Origin of the sequence: Clostridium sp. AM28-20LB (genome assembly GCF_003480665.1) — a bacterium.
In the GTDB taxonomy this organism is placed as follows: Bacteria; Bacillota; Clostridia; order Lachnospirales; family Lachnospiraceae; genus Otoolea; species Otoolea fessa.
Window position 1 is genome coordinate 1 of sequence record NZ_QUJN01000012.1, and the last position, 21,708, is coordinate 21,708.

Here is a 21,708-nt window from a genome sequence, read left to right on the forward strand (position 1 = left end):
ATTATTATACTATTTGCATTGTGCAGATATGCACACTCCTGCGCTTTCATCTCGGTAATCAAATTGCCAAGGATTCCCGCTTATTGTCCTAAAACCTGAAATCCCGCTGCCCCTTTTCAATTTCAACCAGATTTTTCCGCACAATCTCCTGCACTTTTTCTTTCGGAATCGAACCGATCTCCGCCTGAATCAGCTTCTCTCCAATCTCTTTCGTCCCCGGTGCCGCATAATCTTCCAGATACTCCTTGAGCGTCATCAGCGCATTCGGATGACAACAGTTCTGAATCTGCCCGCTCTTGCAAAGGCTCATAAAGCGGTCGCCCGTCCGTCCTTCCCGGTAGCACGCCGTACAGAAGCTTGGAATATAGCCTAATTCCATCAGCCAGCGGACCACCTGGTCGAGTGTCCGGTTGTCGCTCACATCGAACTGCGCCGAATTTTCCTCCTCCGGCTCTTCCTCTGCATATCCGCCGACACTGGTGCGGGAACCGCCACTGATCTGCGATACGCCCAGCCGCAGCACCCGCTCCCGACAGGCTTTGCTCTCTCTCGTTGAAATAATCATGCCCGTGTACGGAACTGCCACCCGGATGCAGGCTACGATCTTCTCAAAAATATCGTCGCTGATGCCGTTGTCAAAGGTCGATGGGTCGATATCGTCCGCCCGGCGGATGCGCGGCACGCTGATGGTGTGCGGACCAACGCCAAAAACTTCCTCCAGATGTTCCGCGTGCATCAAAAGTCCTGCAAATTCATACCGGTACAACTCCAGACCAAATAAAACGCCGATTCCCACATCATCGATGCCGCCCTCCATCGCGCGGTCCATCGCCTCCGTGTGATAACAGTAATTGTGCTTTGGTCCCGTCGGATGCAGGCGCTCATAGCTCTCCTTGTGGTACGTCTCCTGGAACAGGATATATGTTCCGATTCCCGCCTCTTTCAGTTTCCGGTAATTCTCCACCGTCGTCGCCGCAATATTGACATTGACCCGGCGGATCGCCCCGTTTTTATGCTTGATGCTGTAAATTGTCCTGATACTGTCCAGCACATATTCGATCGGGCTGTTAACCGGATCCTCGCCCGTCTCCAGCGCCAGACGTTTATGTCCCATATCCTGAAGCGCAATTACCTCCTGCCGGATTTCCTCCTGCGTCAGCTTCTTTCTGGCAATGTGCTTGTTTTTCATGTGGTATGGACAGTACACGCAGCCATTCACGCAGTAATTCGACAGATACAACGGCGCAAACATGACGATCCGGTTTCCGTAGAAATCCTGCTTGATCTGACGTGCCAGTTCAAAGATCTCCTCCACCTTTTCCGGAATCTCACAGTCAAGAAGCACTGCCGCCTCACGGTGGCTCAGCCCTTTTCGAAGCCGCGCCTTCGCCAGAATCCGATCGATCAGTTCCACGTTGTTTTTGTTCTTCTCGGCATAGGAAAGAGTCTCTAAAATTTCCTCATGGTTGATAAATTCCTCTGCCTTTTTGGATGATGGGTTGTAATTGTAACTCATAGTCTCTTCTCCTTCTCTTACAGGTCAGGATGATAGCTATCATGTTTTCCTCCGGCATTTTCAATTTCAAAAATGCCCGCATAACCAGCCGCCAATCGCGTCCTTCCCCGTCAGTTTATTTATCTGTAAGCATCTTTCGATGCCAACAAACCAAATTGCAGGCTTTTACCCCTTATAATCTCCCCGGTCGACGACTACCTCGTACCCGATGCTTTCCATGCGCCGCTTCATGCAGCTGACGCACTCCGCCGCCTCGTCTCCCGTGCAGATTTTATTGTCATAAAGCATATATTTGGCGCGCACCCCGACCGGAGACAGGTTCGGCATCACGACGTTTCCGCCTGCCAGAATTCCCAGTTCGCGCCCCATCGGGTGAATCGTTCCGAGCGCCGTCGTCGCCGGAAGCAGCACTTTCGGCTTCAGCAGGCGAAGCAGCCCTAAAAGAAACAGTGTCTCTTCCAACGTTCCTGCTGCCTCCCCGCCAAACGGAGTGTCGTGCTGCGGAATAAACGGACCGATTCCCACCATTTCCGGATCCAGTTCTTCGATAAAACGCATATCTCTCGCCAGACAGTGCGTCGTCTGGTGCGGCGAACCGACCATAAAACCGCATCCGGTCTGATAACCAAGCGCCTTTAAATCACGCAGGCACTGCATCCGGTGTTCAAATGACATCTCTGCCGGATGCAGGCTCGCGTAATGGCACGCGTCCGCCGTCTCATGGCGCAGCAGATACCGGTCCGCCCCTGCCTCTTTCCAGCGTTTCAACGTATCATACTTCTTTTCTCCGAGCGACAAAGTAATCGCACAATCTGGAAATCCTGCCCGGATCGCCTGCACCATCTCCATCACCCAGTCATCCGTCATCGCCGGATCCTCACCGCCCTGCAAAACAAAGGTGCGGAATCCCAGCTGATAACCATTCTCACAGCAGGAAAGAATCTCCTCCCGACTCAGGCGGTACCGGCTTGCATTTCGGTTGCTCCTCCGGATGCCGCAATAAAGACAGTCGTTTTTGCAATAATTGCTGCACTCAATGAGTCCCCGCACATACACCGCTTTTCCGTACTCTCTTTCCCGGATGCAGCGCGCTTTTTCAAAGAGGTAGTCCGCCAGCTCCGGTGAACGTCCCTCGATCAGACTGACCCACTCATCCTCCGTCAGGGACTCCCCCGCTTCCAGACGGTCAATCAATCTCTTTAATTCTGTAATCGTTTCTATCTGTTCAGCGCCTGGACGGACCGCCTCCCGCCACCAGTCAGACGGTCGAAGTCCCGCGCGTGTAAAATCTGCCATTCCGCCACCTCGTTTTCATTCCTGTGCTTCCGGTGCCTTCGAATACAGCGCCTTCGAAGAAATCCCCCGCAGCATCCCCAGCTTCCCGGACAGCGCACTGATCACATCACCCGGCGCGTCAATCACGACGCTGATAATATTCACGTTCCGTTTGTGGTAAGGAATCCCCATCCGCCCTACGATATACTGCCCGTACTGGTGCAGCACCTTATTCAACTCTTCCGTATCTCCCGTCTGATCGACCACAATACCGATCACGGCAACTCTTGATTCTGTCTCCATGTTTTTCCCTCATATCTTCCTGTTTATCTGTCCAAATTTTTCTCTACAACAGATACCATTTCAAATATCTCTGCTAAAAACCATGCTGCGATCCTGTCCTGCAAAATCTTCCATCCACAGGCACCACTTTTTCCAGCCCCGCCTTTCTATAGAGCAAATGGATCAAAAAGAGCCCGCGCAGACGCGGACTCCATCCATCTCAAAAAGGGTATACGAATCTCCATGAACCGCTCCCCTTTCCTTCAAGACCCGTCTCAAACGTCAGCATCGCTTTTCACCACTTCCAGCATCGCCGGAACACTCGATTATTTCTGTTCCATTCCTTTTTGAAAGGTATCTACTGCCTCGCAAATCGGAATACTTGATAAAAGCGTATCACATTTACTGTAAAATTGCAAATAACACTTATATGCTTCCCCATAAAATGCTTCCCCATAAAAAACGGGCGTCGCCGATTTTCCACTCCAAAACCAGCAACGCCCATCTTCCATTTTCCTAATTATTTCTTACAGAATCTTCCCATACCGTCCCAAAAAGCTCTTCGTTCTCTCATTATCCGAAGCAAACACCTTCTCCGGCGCGCCCTCCTCGACGATGAGTCCGTCTGCCATGAAGATCACGCGGTGGGAAATATCTTTCGCAAACGCCATCTCATGGGTAACAATCACCATCGCGATGTGCAGATCCGCTAACGACTTAATAACCTTCAATACTTCTCCCGTCAGCTCCGGATCTAGTGCGGAGGTCGGCTCGTCGAAAAACAGAATCTTCGGATTCAGTGCCAATGCACGGGCGATCGCCACACGCTGGCACTGACCGCCGGAGAGCTGGTACGGATAATAGTCCTCCTTATCCTCCAGACCCATTTTTTTCAGAAGCTCGCGCGCCTCTTTATAAACCGTCTCCTTGTCGCGCTTCTGCACATGGATCGGCGCGTCTGTGATATTTTTCAGCACAGAATAGTGCGGAAACAGGTTAAAATTCTGGAATACCAGACCGTACTGGCTGCGGATCTCCTTCATGTCCTTCTTATCCGCATAGCTGACCTTGCCATCCGCGCCCGTCCAGGCTGCTCTCTTTCCTAAATATACGATCTCGCCGTGATCCATCGTCTCCAGCATCGTCGCGCAGCGCAGAAGCGTCGATTTACCCGAACCGGACGGTCCGATGATGGACACGATCTCGCCCTCGCTCACACTCAGTGAAATATCCTTTAAAACCGACAGATCGCCGAATGATTTTTCCACATGATTTAATTCTAACAAGTTCATTTTCCACATTCCTCCCGCTTCTATCGGTAATAATCCAGCTTTTTCTCAATCCATTCCATTGCAACTGCCACAACCAGATTGAAAATGTAGTAAAAGACGGCTGCTGCTACAAACGGCATCATATTCGTCTGGGATGCCGCCAGCGCCTTGGCGATTGAGAACATCTCCGCCACGCTCAACGTAAACGCCAGAGACGTATCTTTTACCAGCGTGATGACCTCATTCGTCACCGACGGAAGAATCCGCTTGATTACCTGCGGCAGGATGATCTTGAAGAAGGTCTGTGCCTTTCCATAACCCAGAATCTCCGCTGCCTCATACTGTCCGACCGGCATCGACTGGATGCCGCTGCGGTAAATCTCGGCAAAATATGCCGCATAGTTAATGACAAAACCGATGAAGGTAGCCCACAGACGGTAACTGCTGCCGACTTTGATGCGGAACAGATAATACGGTCCAAAATACACCACCATCAGCTGCAGCATCAGCGGTGTGCCTCGCATAATCGAAATATATACTTTTACAATCGTCTGGATCAGCTTGTTCTTCGACATACGCCCGAACGCGATCACGAGTCCTAACGGAAGTGAAAATAGCAGTGTGATCACAAAAATCTGTGTGCTGACTGCCATACCACCCGCAAGCTGTGTAATCATCTGCTGGAGTGTCATCTTACCCATAATTATCCCATACCTGCTTTCTAAAATGTAGATTCGTTACTGTTCACGCATACGTGCCCGGTAACGGAATGTGCTGTGACTTCACAGTTAAACACATAAACCGCGAATGGGGACTGCCATGAAATCATTCACAGCCGTCCCTATTCCTATTATTTAATAATGTTTCGTTTTTACAATCAACAATTAATTACTATTTGCCGATGGTAGTTACGTCTTTGCTAAACCATTTCTCAGAAACTTCCTGTAAGGTTCCATCCTCTGCCATCTCTTCCAGAGTGCTCTGAACTTTATCTCTTAACTCGGTGTTGCCCTTCTTGAAGCCTACGCCGTATTCTTCCTCAGAAAGGGAATCGTCCAGAATCTTGAAATCAGCGTTTCTCTGCTGAATCTGATAGCCTGCTACGATTACGTCCATCGCAATGGCATCAACGGCGCCCTGCTCCAGATCCATGAATGCGGTGTTGTAATCAGCGGTTGTCAGAAGCTCCTTGAAAGTAGCGGTCAGTTCCGGTGCCTCTTTTAAAGCTGCCTCTGCGGAAGAATCTGCCTGAACCTCTACGATCTTGCCTGCCAGATCCGCCTGGCTGCTGATATCCGAATCATTGGCTACGACAAATACCTGCTGGTTTGCCATGTACGGCTCAGTCCAGGTGTAATCATCCTCACGACCCGTCATCGTAAATCCATTCCAGATGCAGTCGATATTGCCGGACTCAAGCTCCATATCTTTAGAATCCCAGGCAATCGGCTGTGCCTTATATTCCAGACCCAGGCGTTTTGCAACTTCCTGTGCCAGCTCCAGGTCAAATCCGGTGTACTCGCCGTCATCGCCTACAAATCCCATCGGCGGGAAATCCTGATCAAAACCAACAATCAGAGTGCCGCCGTCGGTTGTCTTCGCCTCTTCTGCGGTGGTTTCCTCTGCCTGGCTCTCAGCCGCCTCTGTGTCTGCTGCGGTTGTCTCTGCTGCGCTGTTGCTGCTGCCACATGCGGTCATGGAAAGTGCCATTACTGCAGCCAGCGCTGCGCTCACAAATCTCTTTTTCATAATTGGTGTCCTCCTCATTTTCAGACAGTGGAAGCCGTTCTCCCTTTGCCGGTTTCCGTCTCGCTTTTTAATATGCTACCATATTAGCATACTAAAGCGTTTTTGTAAAGCACTTATTTTTGAAATCTGTCTTTTTGTGTAATAGGGAATTCCATGGAATTTCCTATTATACAAAAAGGGATCCCACATGATCTCTCACATGGAATCCCAATCATTTTTATCCTCAATAATTGAGTGGAATTTGAGTAAAAATCTTTTTTTACCCTTAAAAAAACCTTATTTTACAAGGATTACTCGCAAACATACGGCATCAGGGACAGATGTCTTGCTCTCTTGATAGCTACAGTCAGAGCTCTCTGATGTTTAGCACAGTTGCCAGTGATACGTCTCGGAAGGATTTTTCCTCTCTCAGATACGTATCTCTTTAATTTATTTGTATCTTTGTAATCGATTTCGCCGTTCTTCTCGCCGCAGAATACACAAACTTTTTTTCTTCTACGCATACCGCCTCTTCTGATCTTGGAAGCGTCTGTTTTATCGCCTTTATTGAATGCCATTGGTCTTTCCTCCTTCACACACATCAGCCTGATGGCGCTCTCGCGCACTCCGTCCGCCGGGGGACCGATTCCCGAACCTAGTTGAACGGAAGGCCTTCGTCTTCTACTCCATCAGGAATATTCATGAATCCATCGCCGATTGCGCTGGACGGAGCCGGGCGCTCTGCCGGACGGTAACCGCCGTCGCTGTTGCCAGATGCCGCATTCTTGCTCTCTGCAAATTCCTGATCCTCTACAATCACTTCTGTCGTATATACTTTCTGGCCGTCACGATTGGTATAGCTGCCAGTCTGAATTCTTCCGGTTACTACGAGCTTGGTTCCCTGATGAAAATACTTCTCAGCGAATTCGCCTGCTCTGTCAAATGCAACACACGGAATGAAATCCGCTGTCTGTGCGCTGTCGTCTCCGTTTCCGCCTCTGCGGCCTCTGCGGTCTACTGCCAGCGTGTATCTGGCGATTGCCATAGCTCTCTCGCCCTGAGAGTATCTCACTTCCGGATCTCTCGTTAATCTGCCCATCAGAATTACTTTATTCATACGATCACTCTTTCTTTATCTACTCTTACGCATCCTGTCTTACGCATAAGTATCTGATAACCGGCTCCATGATGCGGATGTGGTTCTCCACCTCATTCGGGCATACGGAATCAGACTCGAAATGTACGAAGTAGTAGAATCCTTCTTTCATTTTCTGAATCTCGTAAGCAAGTCTCTTCTTGCCCCATTCATCAATGTCAGTTACTGTACCGCCGAAACGTGTGATGTAACCTGTTACTTTCTCCATCGCTGCGGCTCTCTCTTCGTCCTCGAGTTTTGCGCTAAGAACAACTGCTAATTCATATTTGTTCATGCTCTTTCTTACCTCCTTGTGGTCACTGACCCCCTGACTCCAGCAGGGAGTAAGGATTTTTGTGTTATATATTACCGAATATCTATGATACCAAAAAAGGAACGGCTTGGCAAGCACTTTTTCGAGATTTTCTATGTAAATTTTCTCGTTTTTTCCGGGCTTTCTGCCCCTTCTTGCAGCATTCTTTTACTGACTGCCAGATCATGAAGCTGCCTGCATCTGTACGCCCACCCGCCGCTCTTATTCGGACTTCTCTCCCGCTTTTTTCAGTCCTCTGGTACTCTTTTCCACCAATGGTCGTGCCATCATCACCTGATGCCCGCAGCCGGCACATTTCAAACGGAAATCCGCGCCGACCCGCAGGATCTCCCACTCATGGCTGCCGCACGGGTGCGGCTTTTTGAGTTTTACAATATCTCCAACCTCGTATACCATTTCCTCTCTCCCCTGTTACTACCTTATACTCCGACCGCGTCCCCCAGCACCTTCCCGATGCTGTCGCTGATAACCAGATCCGCCTGACCATCGCGCGAGGTCGCTGATTTATTGATCAGAACCAGTTTATTTCCATGATAATAATCAATCAGCCCCGCTGCCGGGTACACCACCAGCGAGGTACCGCCGATGATCAGCATATCTGCCTTGCGGATATGGGCAATTGACCGCTCAATTACCTCATTGTCCAGTCCTTCCTCATACAGCACGACATCCGGCTTGATCACGCCGCCGCAGCCGCACTTCGGCACGCCCTTCATCTTCAAAATATCATCCAATCCGTAAAACCTGCCGCAGCGCGTACAATGGTTGCGGAGCACCGATCCGTGCAGCTCCAGCACCTCTTTGCTGCCTGCTGCCTGGTGCAGCCCGTCGATATTCTGGGTAATGACCGCTTTCAGCTTTCCTTCCTGCTCCAGCTTCGCCAGCGCCAGATGCGCCCGGTTCGGCTTTGCATTCGGGAACAGCATCTTATTGCGGTAAAACCGGTAAAATTCCTCTGGCTTTCTCATATAAAAGCTGTGGCTTAAAATCGTTTCCGGCGGATAGTCATACTCCTGATGGTACAGCCCGTCCGTGCTTCTAAAATCCGGGATATTGCTCTCGGTCGAAACACCCGCCCCGCCAAAAAATACAATATAATTTGACTCATTAATCCATTTTTTTAATGTGTCTGTCTCTCCCATCTGACGCACTCTCCTCTCCTTTTTCTGAAAACATAAAAGCGGTTGCTATTAGTTTACATGAAATCAGCACATTCTCTATCCTATACAATTACAGCACGCACTCTACACGATCTCATCCAGATACACGCCGTTCACCGTATCCACCTGTGCCAGAATCTCTGCCAGCCCCTTATTTTCAAGCTGTCCGCCCCAGATTTCTTCCGCTTTCCGGCAGCCAAACAGCCAGCTCACCAGCTCTTCCGGCTTCGTCTCCAGCCATATGGAAACATTTTCCGTGCAGCCGCAGGTATCCGGCTCCGGTTTCCGCGCCTTCAGGCTGGAACCTGTCTCCCCAATCGTCCAGACAAACTCACCGTTGTTCATTTCCAGAATCGGATCATTCATACGGATGCCCAGTGTGAGCATACGTTTTTCTTCTCCCTGCTGCTCTGCCTGTTTTAAGCCAAATGCCGCCAGCAGCGCCCCGATATTCGTCAGGCGCGCCATATTCCACGGCTTCTCGCCCGTCTTGACCGTGTATGCGTCCTCCGCATACAAAAGCCGGTGTTCACGGACTTCCCAGCCCCAGTAGGCATCCAGGCCAACCAGCCTGCCGTCCTGTTCCAGAAATTCCAACGTGCCATTTTCAGAAGCCAGCTCCTTGATGAGACGGCTCACATACGCCGCATCCCGGCGCGTATACATCTCATACCGTGCGCCCAGCCACTGTTCCATATAGACGGCAGCCCGCCCGCAGTCCTCCGGAGTATCCTGGCACACCGTGCGCGTCAGCGTCTGTTTCGCCTTCTCGGTCAGCTCATAGGATGCCACATTTCCGATGAAGGTAAATCCCATCGGCGCATACACAGCCGGGTTGACCGGGACCAGATACGTGATCGGCTTTCCGGCTGCCTCCTCGTCGTGAAGCATTTTCACAAATACGTCCCGGAAATGTCCTTCGCGGCGGCGGCTCTCCTCGGTCGCCACCCCGACCAGATAATCGAGCTTCCAGAGGCGTCCACGCAGCTTCACCGCATACGGATTGTACTGCACCATCGAAATCAGAAGTCCATTATCCTTTTTCACCAGAATCTCGTTATCCTTCGTCTTTTCCTTATAATAATACTCGATAAAACTCTCCGAATCTTCCGGGAAACACATATGCCAGAGATGCTTCGTCTCGTCCTTATCCTCCGCGTCCAGATACGTCAGCACACTTCCCGCCGTCGTATTGGCGATCTGCTCCGCCCAGTGATAGCCCTTGCTGCCGTTTAACAGCTGTTCTACCAGATATTTGCGTGCATAATCCGCCGGATAATACGTCATTTTCGCCTTCCGGAGTCCCTCTAATCCCATATCGTCCTCGCGGTTGACCCACTCAGCCTCAGGAAATTCCTCTATCAGGAACTGTCGGTTGATAAACTGGTACAGACCGTTGATCTCCGGGTTTGCCTTCTCAATATGGATAACCGCCATATGTTCCACCGGATTGTAGCTTCCGATCGTAAATGCCTCCATCTGACCGTCGATATACACGCCGCCCATGTGGATGCTGAATTCTGAACAATTTTTCAGAATATCGTGAATGCCCTTTACCTCATAATCGAGATGTTCCTCGACCTCCTCGCCCTTCTGCTGTCTCCAGCGGTCCAGAAAAACCCAGACATCGTGGCTGTCCGAACAGCACAGACGGCGGTACTCATAGCGCCCCTCATATTCGCGCTTAAATGCGTTGACGCGGTTTTTCTTCTTATGCAGTTTCTTTCCCGCCAGGGAACGCATCGCATCGCCGTTGTAGAGATAATCCCTCGAATCGACCTGCTCTTCCACCAGATATTTGTCCTCCGGCAGATTTAAATATTTCACTGCATACTCATCCGCCAGATTGATAACCAACGGATATCCCAGTTCTTCATTAAAATACTCCTCAATCGCCGCAAACGCCCCCGGCAGGTCTTCCTCCCGGCACAGCGGCATCGCGGAAAAACAACGTCCTTCATTCTCCATCAGCCATAAAAGCGCCTTATTTTCCCAGATTGCATAGCGGACATTATAATAATCTTTCCAGACATAGCTCTCCAGAAATACGCTGTCGCACGTCATATTGTGGCGCATCGCGTAAAACGGAAGCATCTCCTGGATACTGTTAACTTCAATTTTTTTAAACTCTAAACTCATGAAACCTCCTGTGTAAAATCAAAGTGGGTTTTATTTGCCTTCTCATATTATACCATAAATACTAAATTCAGCTATCGCCTTTGGCTCTGCTTCATTAAGTATTTAGGTATGACTCGCACTAAGCTCGAAAACACCTCGCTAAGTGCTCATATTATACCACAAATTTCCTACTTAAAAACAAGGATTTTCTTCCCTTGACTCTATAATTATTGTAGACATTATAGTTATTTCTGATAAACTATACTCAGAAAATGATTTCTGCGGCGTTTTCTTTCTGACGGCCGACGGCAGAGTCATCTATTTTTACCAGAAAGACGAGGATTTATTCATGGAAAAGAATCTCACCTCCGGCAGTGTGCTGAAAACAGTTATCTATTTCTCCTTGCCATATTTGTTATCTTATTTTTTACAGACACTCTACGGCATGGCGGATCTGTTTATTATCGGGCAGTTTGGAGGCGTGGATGGGACGACGGCGGTCTCGGTCGGCAGTCAGGTCATGCATATGCTGACGGTTATGATCGTTGGTCTGGCGATGGGCGCAACGGTTCTCATCGGACGCGCGGTCGGCGCGGGTGACCGGAAGCTTGCGGCGCGCGGCATCGGTAACACGATTTCCTTATTTGCAGGTCTGTCCATTCTTCTGACCGGACTTCTGCTGACGGCGGTTCACGGCATTATCAGGCTCCTGTCTGTCCCGGAGGAAGCGGTAAACGGCACCGCGGCATATCTGATGATCTGCTTTGCCGGCATCCCGTTCATCACCGCCTACAATATCATCAGCTCTATTTTCCGCGGCATGGGCGACTCCAAAAGTCCGATGTATTTCGTTGCAATCGCCTGTATTATCAATATTGCGCTTGATTACCTTTTAATGGGCGTGTTTTCGCTCGGTCCGTCCGGCGCGGCGCTCGGCACGACCCTGTCACAGATGTGCAGTGTCCTGATCGCCCTGGTCGTAATCATTAAAAAACGGATGTTTCCGGGTTTTCGTCTCCGTGACCTCCATCCACATAAGACTACCATAGCCTCCATCCTGCAGGTCGGAATCCCAGTTGCAGTTCAGGACGGCTTTATACAGGTTTCTTTTCTGGTTATTACCATGTTTGCCAACCAGCGCGGATTAAATGATGCGGCGGCGGTCGGAATCGTTGAAAAGCTGATCGGAATCCTGTTTCTGGTTCCATCCTCGCTTCTCTCCACGGTTTCCGCCCTCTCCGCTCAAAACCTGGGCGCCGGAAAACCTGAGCGTGCCCGTCAGACGCTGCGCTACGCGATCTGCATCACATTTTCTTTCGGGCTGATCATCGCAATTGCCATGCAGTTTGCTGCCGGTGCCGCCGTCTCCCTCTTTACTGATGAGGCAGAGGTTGTCCGGCTCGGAACCCAGTATATGAAGAGCTATGTGCTGGACTGCATGATCGCCGGTATCCATTTCTGCTGCAGCGGTTTCTTCTGCGCCTGCGGACTGTCCGGGCTGTCGTTCCTGCACAACTGCATCTCGATCGTGGTAGCGCGCATCCCGCTGGCATGGCTTGCCTGCCGCTATTTCCCAGAAACACTGTATCCGATGGGACTCGCAGCGCCGATCGGATCTCTCATCTCCGTTGCCATCTGCCTGATTGCATTGCGGTGGATTAGGCGGCATCCGGAAAAGCTGGTTATGAATTTACATCCAGTTGAAACAGAATAAATGCTGCATTCCCATCTGGATCTTAAAACTTCCATCCGCCAGTTCAACAAGCCTCTGACGGAAACAGCGGTCTGGCTTGGAACGGTTGGTGTCGGCATTTCGCTGAAAGCTCCCTCCGTTCCGGGCACAGACAAATGGCAGGAAACTACCTGCATGGTTGTCCGCTTTCGCGGCAGCCATCAGGAAGCTCCTGCCCCCATATAAAACTCTTCTGCAATTTATCTGGGAGCATTCTCTCCCCATCACCGGATTCTACCGTGAGATCACCCGCTTACTTTTCCCGCATCTCCAGCAGTCTCCACGCCTTCTTATTCTGGACTTCCAGCACGGAACCACAATATTCACACTTTTTCAACCCCAGCTTCTGAATCGGTGCACCGCAGTTTGGACAGATAAGCGAAACCGCTGCCCCTGCTGTTTTCGCATCCTCATAGACATACACCAGTTCCGTCTCATAAACTGTCTGAATCAGATTCGAATGCAGTTCTGACTGCATCTCAGGCGTTTTCTCATATTCAGTCATTTCCTCATACTCGACCGCCGACTCACACAGAATCCGGCAGAGTCCTTTTTCCTTCTGATAGCGGCTGATGACCGTCCGGTGGATATGTACCTTCTGATACTCTTTTTCCAGTTTTTTTCTCAATTCTGTCTCGATCTGAGTCTTCCACTCGCTCCAGTTAAACTCCGGGAAATCTTTTGCAATCTGCGGCAGGCACAGCCGGTCCATTCCCGCCAGCGAACGCGGTTTGGATGCGTCTGGCTGCGTCAAATCACCTTCCGATAAATGCTTTGCCACATACCGAAACACCTGTACCTCCGGCGTACTCGCCAGCTGCCGTATTTTCCTCTTTATTTTGCGGTAAATCCACCAGACAAGCGCTGCCGCAATCAAAATGCCAATGATCCACCCTATCGTTTCTGTCCGCACCGCTGCCTCTCTTTCTATGTTACTGCACACACACGTGACCAGTCACTTTTCTTTATCTCTATTCACACGCATGGCATACCACAAGCTGATTTTGCCGCTCCCCCTTATTCCAGAACGGCAAAATCCACGCATGATACTTAAACCTGATACTCCTTATTCCGCCTTGCTCGCAGCCTTGTCGCTCATCGCCTTTGAATTTACCATGATCCGCAGATGGGACCCTTCGCCGCATTTGCCCTTCTCATCGTTTACTTCAATATCAAACCACATTTTCCGGCGCTCAATGCTGCGGAGTTTTGCAGTCGCTGTTACCTTCATTCCCACCGGCGTCGGCGCCAGATGGCGGCAGTGAATCTCCGCTCCGACCGTCGTCTGTCCTTCCTCCAGATACGATTTCGCCAGTTCCAGCGCTGCCGCCTCCATCAGGGCCACCATATTCGGAGTAGACAAAATTTGGGAACCTGCGCTTCCGATTCGCTTTGCCGTCATCTCATCCGTTACTTCCCAGGTCAGGCTGTATTCCTGTAATTTTTCTGCCATTTTCGCTTCCTCCATATTATAAAATAATTTTGTTGCGGCTATTTAAAATGCCGTTTCGTGAATGATTCTATTATAGCAGAAGATGTGAAAATCGGATAGCGCATCTTACTTTACAGCGAATCACACAGTTGAAATCCCGAAAATCCTTGTAAAATACGGCTTTTCAGGCATAAAAAAAGGAACCATCTTTCGATGATTCCTCAGAGGCGACAACCAGATTTGAACTGGTGATCAGGGTGTTGCAGACCTTGATCGCCAGTCTCTGGAAGCCGCATAAATACTACGTTCCCAGACACGGTGCACTCATTTGGTGCCCTATTGGTGCCTTATTTTTTATAATTGGACAAAATCTGTCGCTGTCATAATCTTCGGATTTGTTACACCAGACTCTAAGAAGTCTTTATCTCCCGTTAAAAGTACATCTGCATTTGCATGAATCGCCGCCCGAAGAATCGGTCGATCCTTCACATCCCTTATCTGCTCTTCCGAACTATGCTCTTCCAGCGGAGTAGGAACAATCTCCAGTGTCATTAATGACAATGATAAAAATCGTTCCAAAGCTGATATCTTTTTAGGAAATTTTCGATTAAAAATTCTCCGCATCTCATCTATGTTTTGTTCACAGACAAGTCCGTGATTCGGATACGTTACCGCCTTCACAAATGCCTTGAAAGGTGTACCCGTACTGCTAAGCGCTGCCGAAATGAGAATATTGGTATCAATCAGAACTCTCATTATGCCTCACTTTCCGCACGAACCTCTTTTACCAAGTCCATTACCGCCTCATCCGATGTAAGCCCTGCTTCTTCTGCCTCCCCTGCCATCTGTGCCTGTAACATCTGCATTGCATAAACGGCTGAATTAATGAGTCTAACGCTTCCATTCTCTACAACAAAGGTAATTCTATCCCCGCTGGAGACACCCAAAATTTCACGTACATCCTTTGGAATTGTAACCTGACCTTTCGCCATTACTTTCGCATTATCAATAAATGTATTCGCAAGCATAAAAACACCTCCTATTTCAAAATAGGGAAAGTAGGGTTTTCCCTACTTTTATTATATACACTTACTTTCAAAATATCAATATTTAAATTTTCCAGTTTTTGCAAGACGATTTTCTGCCAGCCGCATCCCAATCTCGTCAACAAATGCCTTTGAAATTTGTCGCGACTGTCAAAAAATCTTCTTGCAAAAAGTAGGTGTAGATAATTTCATCTCATATAAAAGAAATACATTTTATTTCAATGCAACCAAACGCTTTAATTTATCTTCCTCCTGCTGTTTCTCCTCTTTAATTCTATACCAATTTTCATATCTTTCATTGAGATCAATCGTATCATCCAACAAATAATAAACCGGAACCGTCCTTTCAAATCCGTTATCGTTAATCAATGTTTTTGTTTCTGATGACTCGACATATCTAAGAAAATAGGAACCTGATTTTGAAAAAGGATTTTTTTGAGACGAATAGAAAACAACCTTTTCATCTCCTATATCCTGCCCGTACATCGTATATGTCACATTTACACCTACCCATTCACTACCTTCAACCTGTCGATAACTGTCAACTTCCTTTCTAATATCGCCTGAAATGGTATCATCATATTTGGTTTCCAATCTTTGTGAAATGTACCATTCCCCTGTTGCGCAACTATCATACACCTTTGATATATCAAAACTTTTCTTTCCTATTTTTATACTTTGAACTTGCTTTAATTTTTCATCCAAAGTTTTAACCTGATTGATAATTTCCCTAATATCTTCCACTCCATATAAGGTTTGGTACATTTCACAGTAAAGCTGCATGTTTTTAAGCCTCAAAACATCATTTTCCCGCATTTCTGTTTTCATTTTATCTAACAGAAATTCCTTTACCTGTGTCTCATCTTCCTTCTTCAATTTTTTTATCAATTTTTTATTTGATTCGTCAGACCACTCATTTACAAACTCTTGCATCCGATTTCTAAACTCTTCTTGTTTCGCAATGTCTGCTTCCCTGACTTTTTCCAATTTTTCCTGGCTCTCCCTTGCGGTCAATTCTTCCTGTTTCTTACTCTCGGCTGCTATCAACTCTTCCTGTTTTTTACTCTCAGCTACTATCTCCGCTTCCCTTTCCTTGCTTGCAGCTACGATTGACTCTTCCAGATTCCTGCTCTCAGCTTCGGCTGATTCTTGTGCAAGGCTTTCATTTACCTTTTTCTTCTCATCAACATTATTCAGAATTAACTGAATTTTTTCTTGCTGTTCTGCTGAAAATTCATCCATTATCTCTGTTATCTTTTTTTCAAGCGCTCCGTCAAAATCCGCTATATCTGACAGCTTTTCCGAATATCGTTCTATGACTTCTTCTGCTCCTGAATAATCTTCCGAAACTTCCCATAACTCTATATATTTTTCCGCCACATCTTTTGTCACATCTTTATCTGCCTTACTATTTAACACTTCTTTTGCGGATGAATAATTTTTTTCATTCAAATATTTCTGATATTCTCTCTCCCATTTCGAATCAACAAACCATTCTAGAAATGCCATTGAATACAGAACTAGCCATGCCATGTTCCATATAAAAGCTATTTTACTTCTTATTTTATATCCCTTTTCTTGGTCAATTCTGTCTTTAAATCTCAGTATTGTCAATACTAATGAAGCTGGGTAAAATAAAAAAAACGTTAAAATCAACATCGGATATGAATAATACCATTTCTTTCTCTGTTTTTCCATAAAATCTTCCCTTCTTCTATATAGTACAAAAGAAGCGCTTGCCTCCTATTGAAACAAGCGCTTTAATATTTCTATGATGCAAATTCCATTAAGAGATATAACGCTGTACCAGCTCTAAAACTCCAGCATTTCTATTGGGACTGCTATAGTCCATATAAACAGTTCCATTTGCTTCATAGAACATCATATACATAGGATTTCCTTCTTCACGAATTTCATAAACCGCATCATAATTTGATATACTCCAATCTCCCGCGCTAGTACATGTATATACTGGAATATGCTCTGACTCACAATTACCTCCATAATAAACACATACATCACCAACTTCATCTGTATCAATATCCGAACCAACACTAAACTCGATTGTATAGCCAGCGCCTTCATACCGTCCTGCATAAGCTGATGGATCCGAACCATAATTACCCGCAGGTACTTCATTGGATACGGGTGCATTTTCTGTATATTCTTCAGCAGGAACTGTCGCTGCCGTCTGTGTCTGATACTTACCAGAAAAATATCCGCCTGTAATTTCACTTATTCCCTGATTTTCTATTACGGATGCCACCATTACTAATGTGAGCACATCTGTTCCTTCAAGATTTTTATAAGAACTATATGCTACTGGCATAGCTACAACCCTGGCAAAATCCCCTTCTACTATTTGTGTCTGTTTTCCTATATAATAAATATAATAGCAATTTCCATTTACATCATATGAGTTTAAACAAGTTACATAATCATATGGCGAATCCCCTTCTCCAAAATTTTCTTCCCATATTTGCTGCACGGTCAACTGCTCCATAAAAGCAAATCTGCCGGATATATCTTTTGGATTTTTTATCATATGAGAATAATCTAAAGTGGTATCAATATATTGTGATAACTCATCCAGACACTCATTTGAAGCAGGGAACAGTTCCAAATGTGATTGAATAAACTCCGTTTGATTGCTAGATAGTTCAAATTTAGGGTCTACCGTACCTATATTTGTTATTGTGCCAATAATGTCTAACTGGCTTTTCGAAGTTTTTAACCCATCCGCATTCTTTTCGCTGTTCAACTGTTCTTCTGCACTCTCAGCCTCCGGAACTTTTACTGTTTCCTCCGACTCTTGTGGGAAACTCAAAGCGATAACTATCACAACCATAACTACCACGGCACCTATACCCAGTAATATTTTTTTCAATTTCCCAAGAGATTTTTTCTCTTCATCCTTTTTTTCATAATTTTGAGAAACTATCATATTTTCGGTCTGGAAATTATCTAACAACGGGTTTCCGCATATACTGCAAAACCGTTCGCCTCCTGTTAATTTATTTCCACATTTAGGGCAATAATTAATTTTCCTATTTTCCACGCCATCTACCCCCTTATCTTAATTTTTGAGTCACAATTCGTACAAATCTAATTAGTATATATTCTTGTTTTATCTGTACTACACGAAGAAATTAGGCTATTTTAGCCAAATATCTTTCTATTGCAGTCTTATACTCTTGCATTGTAATTCTTCTACGTTTTCTCATTACTATCACTATTGCCTCATCCATAATTGCTACCCTTGCATATCTCCTAGGTTCTCCAGATCTAAACATATTCTGCAATATTTGCTCTAACTCTGGATGAGCAATCGTATCATTAAGTACCTCATCCCTTTTATAATCCATATACCGATTCCTATCACCAATAATATCAAAATAATTTGCATATAATACTTTCTCCTCCGTTTTAATAAAATTCTCCCCTTCTAAAACTAATAAATTTCCTCTTGGGCATTCGTTTTTGCTTTGGTAACCCCCTCTTCTTTAGCTATTTGCATTACTCTCCTTGAACTCAAATTCAAATACCTAGATATTTCTTGTATTGACTGAACTCCATAATTTTCACATATGTATTTCTGAACAAAACCCTTACTGTATAATTTTTTAGGGAACGTAATGGTTGTTCCATTATATTGCTCGTAAATTTTCAATATCGTATTTTCGTCTGTTATTGACAATAATTCACCATATATTCCTGAATATCGCTTCATACGCTAAAGCATCACCTCTTTATCCACCATTTTATCTCTATTGAAGAGAAATTATCATTTGAAATTTTCATCTATATTTTTCACATCCAATCTCAACACACTTAATAACAAAAAATCAGGAAGACTACTTTTACCTAGTCTCCCTGACTTTTTCATTTTCTATGCTACCTTAACCGTAAACCTGCTACTTTTCCTACTCTGCACATACTCCCGATAGACCTCCGGCTTCTCTTGCTTCAGACGTTTTATATCCAAGCGTTCTGAAGCAATTTCCTGCCACACTACCCGGTAATGTTCGCTGTTTGCCTCCCCGCATCCATCCATAAACACCTTTACCTCCTGCTCAATCTGCGCCTTTTCTCTCTCCAGTTGTTTCATTTCCGCCGAAATATCCTGCCTGCGGTTCAATTTTGTTTCCATCGCCGCTGACAGCTCTCTTGTTTCCGTCTTTTTGAACCGATGAAAATATTCTTCCAGCACAGCGCTGCATGATGCAGAGCCATCCGGTTCTGGCATCCGTCTTACCAAGATATGATTGTTCCAGAAATCCTCTTCCAATGCTATCAGCTGTTCTGCCATTTCTTCATCCCAGTCAATCCGGGAATATACAAATCCCTGTCCCAGTATAACCGCCGCGATATACCAGGTACGTTTTCCAGTTACCGCCATGTAATGAATACACTGCATCAGATAATGCATAGGAATCGCTCCATTCTCCCATTTTCCCGCATTGTAGGCGCTTACCGTCTTACACTCCAAACCTGCATCTTCCCCCACAAGCAGCCGATCCACATCCGCATACATAAACGGGTGCGCTTCGCTCCAATACATCTTATTAGAACGCCGCACCTTTTTACCTGTCTCTTCTGTAAACCGCTGTGCAACATAATTTTCCAAATCTCTCCCCTGCCGCATTGCTTCATTATCTGATAAATCCAACGTATCCGTTGTCTTCTCCCAATAAACCGCCATTGGACTTCTATATGGATTCAATCCACACATAGCTCCGGCGTCCGAACCTCCGATTCCTCCTTTCCGCAGCCTCAACCATTCCTTATGCTCCATTCCCATTGTTGATATCGTCTTACACATAACTATTTCTCCTTTCCTCACCCTATTTTAGGCAGCCGCTACGGGTTTCGACTTTTTCAGTCCACTCATCGCATCCCGGTAATGCTCCGGCTTCATCTGCTCAATCCTTTCTAAATGATAGCGTGCCAATACCTGTTCCAGCGAAATCCCTGTCCTCTCTAATTCTTTTTGTAAATCCCGCCGCATCTTATCTGACAGATGTGCTCTGGCTGTTTCAGACACTCTTCCTGGCTTGTTAGAAGAAGTTCCTGCTGACTGCTTTCTAAATACGACGCCTCCTTTGGCGTTACAGATCTCCAGACTTTCTATTTCCCGGTTTAATGTGTAGCTGATAGCTGACACCCGAAAATGTTCAGATGTTATATATCTTTTCCCATCATATGAAATCGCTGCTTTCTCTACCGGAATCCAAATGAACGGAGCCGAATATAGCTCTCTCCCAATTCCCCAGTTGACACAGGCACGTTTGAAGCTGTCCGATGCCTGTCCCTTTTCTTTTTCCGTGTAACTTTCCGTCCCTACATCCTGCTTGGCTATCCATTGCTGTTTCTCGGCATCCCACACCTCTACCGTACAATACAGATTTCCGCCTATCTCCTGATGCGTCCTTTTCCACCCACATGGAGAAAAGCATTCATCCAAAATCTTTTGATCCACACGGGCATCTTTATATAGAAGCAAACTCAAGCCATTTTTCCCTATACTTCCGACCCTGCATTCAATTTCACTGGCTTCTAAAAGACGAATTTTATTTCCGATCATGTCTCATCCCTCCTGATTTTTCTCAAATGGGCAAAAGAAAAAGAGTACCCGCTTCTGGACGGATACTCTCATTTTTACCACTATGCCGTTTTTACCATTTCATACGCCTTATCTATCATCGCATTCCCATCCACTGTCCGGGCAAATAAATTCTCCCGGTAACCGCTCCGCGTTCTCAGCGGCTTGGCATGAGTCGCAAAATCAGATACCGCATTGATAAAACGATATGCGTTCTTTCCTATATGCTGTAAATCTGGCGCATCAAAATACCTCGCTTTCATATCCTCTTTCATACGCATAATATTTTTTACCTGTTGTTCCGACGGATTCAGCAGCAATGGGAACATAGAATCTATGTATTCCAGCACCTGACGATCGGATAATTTCTGTTGATTCAGATAATCAATCGTCTTTCCCAGTTCCGCCATATATTTATCCGCATAAAGCAGCGTGTTCTTCGCATCTTCCAATTTTCCCCGGATATCTCCCGTATGATTGGTCGCCCAGCACCGCTTCGCCGTTGATAGCGCCAGATTCAACGTATTCTGGCACACAACACGAATTGGTGTCATAGCTGCCTTAATTGCCCCGCTTCCGTCATGGCTGTTCATGAATACCAGATACGGCGTAATCTCATCCCCACTGATAATATAGCGGGTGGGAAGTTTCGCTAAAATCCAAGTCCGGCGACCATTCTGCAAACTGCCCGCCGTTTCATATGTGACTCCCTCACCAAGTAATTCATCCGTAAAAGCAAACGCTTCTTCATTCTGGACTACCTTGTAGCGGTCACTTACCACACCTAACACCTGATTATCTGTCTCTCTTAAATTCGCCCGAAATCCCGGAACGGTGATCCCTTCCTCCGTCACCAGATTTTTCTGAACCACTCTCCAGTCCAGACCAGCCAGTTCTAACGCCGCCCCCGATGTTGGTGCTTCTTCCACCATGGTTCCCAGACCATGCCACGGTTTCGTTCTCGTATAAAACATTGTCTCCACATTTGCTGCCATCTTAGTTTCCTCCTTCCAGTCTGTGTGCCAGCCAAATAATCAGCTGTGCCGATGCTTTTCCCATTAGTTTCAAAATTTGTGC

25 protein-coding genes are annotated in these 21,708 nt (G+C 46.6%); 1 reads left to right on the plus strand and 24 read right to left on the minus strand.

The window, feature by feature from the left end; genetic code table 11:
* Positions 1-88 precede the first annotated feature (88 nt).
* The 12 genes from hydG to DW739_RS15380 all read right to left on the minus strand — a co-directional run bounded on the left by hydG (position 89) and on the right by DW739_RS15380 (position 10,840).
* Entirely contained in the window at positions 89-1,516 is a 1,428-nt protein-coding gene (hydG, locus tag DW739_RS14320; protein ID WP_118743254.1) for a [FeFe] hydrogenase H-cluster radical SAM maturase HydG, read from the minus strand.
* Between the two features lie 165 nt (positions 1,517-1,681).
* Positions 1,682-2,737: a [FeFe] hydrogenase H-cluster radical SAM maturase HydE gene (hydE, locus tag DW739_RS14325; protein WP_233430296.1), complete on the minus strand. Its 1,056-nt coding sequence runs from the start codon at positions 2,735-2,737 to the stop codon at positions 1,682-1,684.
* Between the two features lie 90 nt (positions 2,738-2,827).
* Complete coding sequence (locus DW739_RS14330; protein ID WP_022358889.1) at positions 2,828-3,094, minus strand: TM1266 family iron-only hydrogenase system putative regulator; 267 nt, start codon at positions 3,092-3,094, stop codon at positions 2,828-2,830.
* Between the two features lie 506 nt (positions 3,095-3,600).
* On the minus strand, positions 3,601-4,365 hold the full coding sequence (locus DW739_RS14335) for an amino acid ABC transporter ATP-binding protein (RefSeq protein WP_022358890.1): 765 nt from the start codon (positions 4,363-4,365) through the stop codon (positions 3,601-3,603).
* Positions 4,366-4,385: 20 nt separating this feature from the next.
* On the minus strand, positions 4,386-5,036 hold the full coding sequence (locus tag DW739_RS14340) for an amino acid ABC transporter permease (protein WP_333489850.1): 651 nt from the start codon (positions 5,034-5,036) through the stop codon (positions 4,386-4,388).
* 199 nt (positions 5,037-5,235) lie between these two features.
* Complete coding sequence (locus tag DW739_RS14345; RefSeq protein ID WP_107001801.1) at positions 5,236-6,093, minus strand: amino acid ABC transporter substrate-binding protein; 858 nt, start codon at positions 6,091-6,093, stop codon at positions 5,236-5,238.
* 290 nt (positions 6,094-6,383) lie between these two features.
* On the minus strand, positions 6,384-6,650 hold the full coding sequence (gene rpsR, locus DW739_RS14350) for a 30S ribosomal protein S18 (RefSeq protein ID WP_022358893.1): 267 nt from the start codon (positions 6,648-6,650) through the stop codon (positions 6,384-6,386).
* 77 nt (positions 6,651-6,727) lie between these two features.
* Positions 6,728-7,189: a single-stranded DNA-binding protein gene (locus DW739_RS14355; RefSeq protein WP_022358894.1), complete on the minus strand. Its 462-nt coding sequence runs from the start codon at positions 7,187-7,189 to the stop codon at positions 6,728-6,730.
* Between the two features lie 25 nt (positions 7,190-7,214).
* A complete protein-coding gene (gene rpsF, locus DW739_RS14360; RefSeq protein ID WP_107001800.1) occupies positions 7,215-7,502 on the minus strand; it encodes a 30S ribosomal protein S6 in 288 nt (95 codons plus the stop codon).
* A 240-nt stretch (positions 7,503-7,742) separates the two neighbouring features.
* Positions 7,743-7,937 carry a DUF951 domain-containing protein gene (locus tag DW739_RS14365; protein ID WP_022358896.1) on the minus strand — a complete coding sequence of 65 codons (195 nt, stop codon included), beginning with the start codon at positions 7,935-7,937 and terminating at the stop codon, positions 7,743-7,745.
* A gap of 23 nt (positions 7,938-7,960) precedes the next feature.
* Positions 7,961-8,683, minus strand: a complete 723-nt coding sequence (locus DW739_RS14370) for an NAD-dependent protein deacylase (RefSeq protein ID WP_117796749.1) — start codon at positions 8,681-8,683, stop codon at positions 7,961-7,963.
* A gap of 102 nt (positions 8,684-8,785) precedes the next feature.
* On the minus strand, positions 8,786-10,840 hold the full coding sequence (locus DW739_RS15380) for a GNAT family N-acetyltransferase (RefSeq protein WP_118743255.1): 2,055 nt from the start codon (positions 10,838-10,840) through the stop codon (positions 8,786-8,788).
* 328 nt (positions 10,841-11,168) lie between these two features.
* Here DW739_RS15380 and DW739_RS14380 point away from each other — a divergent pair, with 328 nt between their 5' ends.
* Positions 11,169-12,533, plus strand: a complete 1,365-nt coding sequence (locus tag DW739_RS14380; protein WP_118472505.1) for an MATE family efflux transporter — start codon at positions 11,169-11,171, stop codon at positions 12,531-12,533.
* On the opposite strand, the gene DW739_RS14385 is transcribed toward DW739_RS14380, so the two are convergent.
* The 12 genes from DW739_RS14385 to DW739_RS14440 form a co-directional block, all read right to left on the minus strand.
* A complete protein-coding gene (locus DW739_RS14385) occupies positions 12,510-12,713 on the minus strand; it encodes a hypothetical protein (RefSeq protein ID WP_107001796.1) in 204 nt (67 codons plus the stop codon). The two genes, DW739_RS14380 and DW739_RS14385, sit on opposite strands and share 24 nt — an antisense overlap.
* A 91-nt stretch (positions 12,714-12,804) precedes the next feature.
* Complete coding sequence (locus DW739_RS14390; RefSeq protein ID WP_107001795.1) at positions 12,805-13,464, minus strand: hypothetical protein; 660 nt, start codon at positions 13,462-13,464, stop codon at positions 12,805-12,807.
* Between the two features lie 153 nt (positions 13,465-13,617).
* Complete coding sequence (locus DW739_RS14395; protein WP_022358901.1) at positions 13,618-14,004, minus strand: thioesterase family protein; 387 nt, start codon at positions 14,002-14,004, stop codon at positions 13,618-13,620.
* 333 nt (positions 14,005-14,337) lie between these two features.
* Positions 14,338-14,739, minus strand: coding sequence for a putative toxin-antitoxin system toxin component, PIN family (locus DW739_RS14400; RefSeq protein WP_118653334.1), 402 nt, complete (start codon positions 14,737-14,739; stop codon positions 14,338-14,340).
* Positions 14,739-15,011, minus strand: coding sequence for an AbrB/MazE/SpoVT family DNA-binding domain-containing protein (locus DW739_RS14405; protein WP_118653332.1), 273 nt, complete (start codon positions 15,009-15,011; stop codon positions 14,739-14,741). The genes DW739_RS14400 and DW739_RS14405 overlap by 1 nt, the downstream gene beginning before the upstream one ends.
* Positions 15,012-15,242: 231 nt before the next feature.
* Complete coding sequence (locus DW739_RS14410; protein WP_118743256.1) at positions 15,243-16,727, minus strand: hypothetical protein; 1,485 nt, start codon at positions 16,725-16,727, stop codon at positions 15,243-15,245.
* An 88-nt stretch (positions 16,728-16,815) separates the two neighbouring features.
* Positions 16,816-18,087, minus strand: coding sequence for a zinc ribbon domain-containing protein (locus DW739_RS14415; protein ID WP_118653328.1), 1,272 nt, complete (start codon positions 18,085-18,087; stop codon positions 16,816-16,818).
* Positions 18,088-18,178: 91 nt separating this feature from the next.
* Complete coding sequence (locus DW739_RS14420) at positions 18,179-18,394, minus strand: hypothetical protein (RefSeq protein ID WP_118653326.1); 216 nt, start codon at positions 18,392-18,394, stop codon at positions 18,179-18,181.
* 86 nt (positions 18,395-18,480) lie between these two features.
* Entirely contained in the window at positions 18,481-18,759 is a 279-nt protein-coding gene (locus DW739_RS14425) for a hypothetical protein (protein WP_118653324.1), read from the minus strand.
* A gap of 159 nt (positions 18,760-18,918) precedes the next feature.
* The gene (locus DW739_RS14430; RefSeq protein ID WP_118743257.1) at positions 18,919-19,851 is read right to left on the minus strand and encodes a lambda-exonuclease family protein; all 933 of its coding nucleotides are present in this window, start codon (positions 19,849-19,851) and stop codon (positions 18,919-18,921) included.
* Between the two features lie 27 nt (positions 19,852-19,878).
* Positions 19,879-20,613 carry a hypothetical protein gene (locus DW739_RS15215; protein WP_243023792.1) on the minus strand — a complete coding sequence of 245 codons (735 nt, stop codon included), beginning with the start codon at positions 20,611-20,613 and terminating at the stop codon, positions 19,879-19,881.
* A gap of 80 nt (positions 20,614-20,693) precedes the next feature.
* On the minus strand, positions 20,694-21,626 hold the full coding sequence (locus DW739_RS14440; protein WP_118653320.1) for a DUF932 domain-containing protein: 933 nt from the start codon (positions 21,624-21,626) through the stop codon (positions 20,694-20,696).
* Positions 21,627-21,708 lie beyond the last annotated feature (82 nt).

Coding starts and splice junctions, on each gene's coding strand:
- hydG (WP_118743254.1), bottom strand. CDS start 1,516: ATGAGTTACAATTACAACCCATCATCCAAAAAGGCAGAGGAATTTATC.
- DW739_RS14330 (WP_022358889.1), bottom strand. CDS start 3,094: ATGGAGACAGAATCAAGAGTTGCCGTGATCGGTATTGTGGTCGATCAG.
- DW739_RS14335 (WP_022358890.1), bottom strand. CDS start 4,365: ATGAACTTGTTAGAATTAAATCATGTGGAAAAATCATTCGGCGATCTG.
- DW739_RS14340 (WP_333489850.1), bottom strand. CDS start 5,036: ATGACACTCCAGCAGATGATTACACAGCTTGCGGGTGGTATGGCAGTC.
- DW739_RS14345 (WP_107001801.1), bottom strand. CDS start 6,093: ATGAAAAAGAGATTTGTGAGCGCAGCGCTGGCTGCAGTAATGGCACTT.
- rpsR (WP_022358893.1), bottom strand. CDS start 6,650: ATGGCATTCAATAAAGGCGATAAAACAGACGCTTCCAAGATCAGAAGA.
- DW739_RS14355 (WP_022358894.1), bottom strand. CDS start 7,189: ATGAATAAAGTAATTCTGATGGGCAGATTAACGAGAGATCCGGAAGTG.
- rpsF (WP_107001800.1), bottom strand. CDS start 7,502: ATGAACAAATATGAATTAGCAGTTGTTCTTAGCGCAAAACTCGAGGAC.
- DW739_RS14365 (WP_022358896.1), bottom strand. CDS start 7,937: ATGGTATACGAGGTTGGAGATATTGTAAAACTCAAAAAGCCGCACCCG.
- DW739_RS14370 (WP_117796749.1), bottom strand. CDS start 8,683: ATGGGAGAGACAGACACATTAAAAAAATGGATTAATGAGTCAAATTAT.
- DW739_RS15380 (WP_118743255.1), bottom strand. CDS start 10,840: ATGAGTTTAGAGTTTAAAAAAATTGAAGTTAACAGTATCCAGGAGATG.
- DW739_RS14380 (WP_118472505.1), top strand. CDS start 11,169: ATGGAAAAGAATCTCACCTCCGGCAGTGTGCTGAAAACAGTTATCTAT.
- DW739_RS14385 (WP_107001796.1), bottom strand. CDS start 12,713: ATGGCTGCCGCGAAAGCGGACAACCATGCAGGTAGTTTCCTGCCATTT.
- DW739_RS14395 (WP_022358901.1), bottom strand. CDS start 14,004: ATGGCAGAAAAATTACAGGAATACAGCCTGACCTGGGAAGTAACGGAT.
- DW739_RS14400 (WP_118653334.1), bottom strand. CDS start 14,739: ATGAGAGTTCTGATTGATACCAATATTCTCATTTCGGCAGCGCTTAGC.
- DW739_RS14405 (WP_118653332.1), bottom strand. CDS start 15,011: ATGCTTGCGAATACATTTATTGATAATGCGAAAGTAATGGCGAAAGGT.
- DW739_RS14410 (WP_118743256.1), bottom strand. CDS start 16,727: ATGGAAAAACAGAGAAAGAAATGGTATTATTCATATCCGATGTTGATT.
- DW739_RS14420 (WP_118653326.1), bottom strand. CDS start 18,394: ATGGATTATAAAAGGGATGAGGTACTTAATGATACGATTGCTCATCCA.
- DW739_RS14425 (WP_118653324.1), bottom strand. CDS start 18,759: ATGAAGCGATATTCAGGAATATATGGTGAATTATTGTCAATAACAGAC.
- DW739_RS14430 (WP_118743257.1), bottom strand. CDS start 19,851: ATGTGTAAGACGATATCAACAATGGGAATGGAGCATAAGGAATGGTTG.
- DW739_RS15215 (WP_243023792.1), bottom strand. CDS start 20,613: ATGATCGGAAATAAAATTCGTCTTTTAGAAGCCAGTGAAATTGAATGC.
- DW739_RS14440 (WP_118653320.1), bottom strand. CDS start 21,626: ATGGCAGCAAATGTGGAGACAATGTTTTATACGAGAACGAAACCGTGG.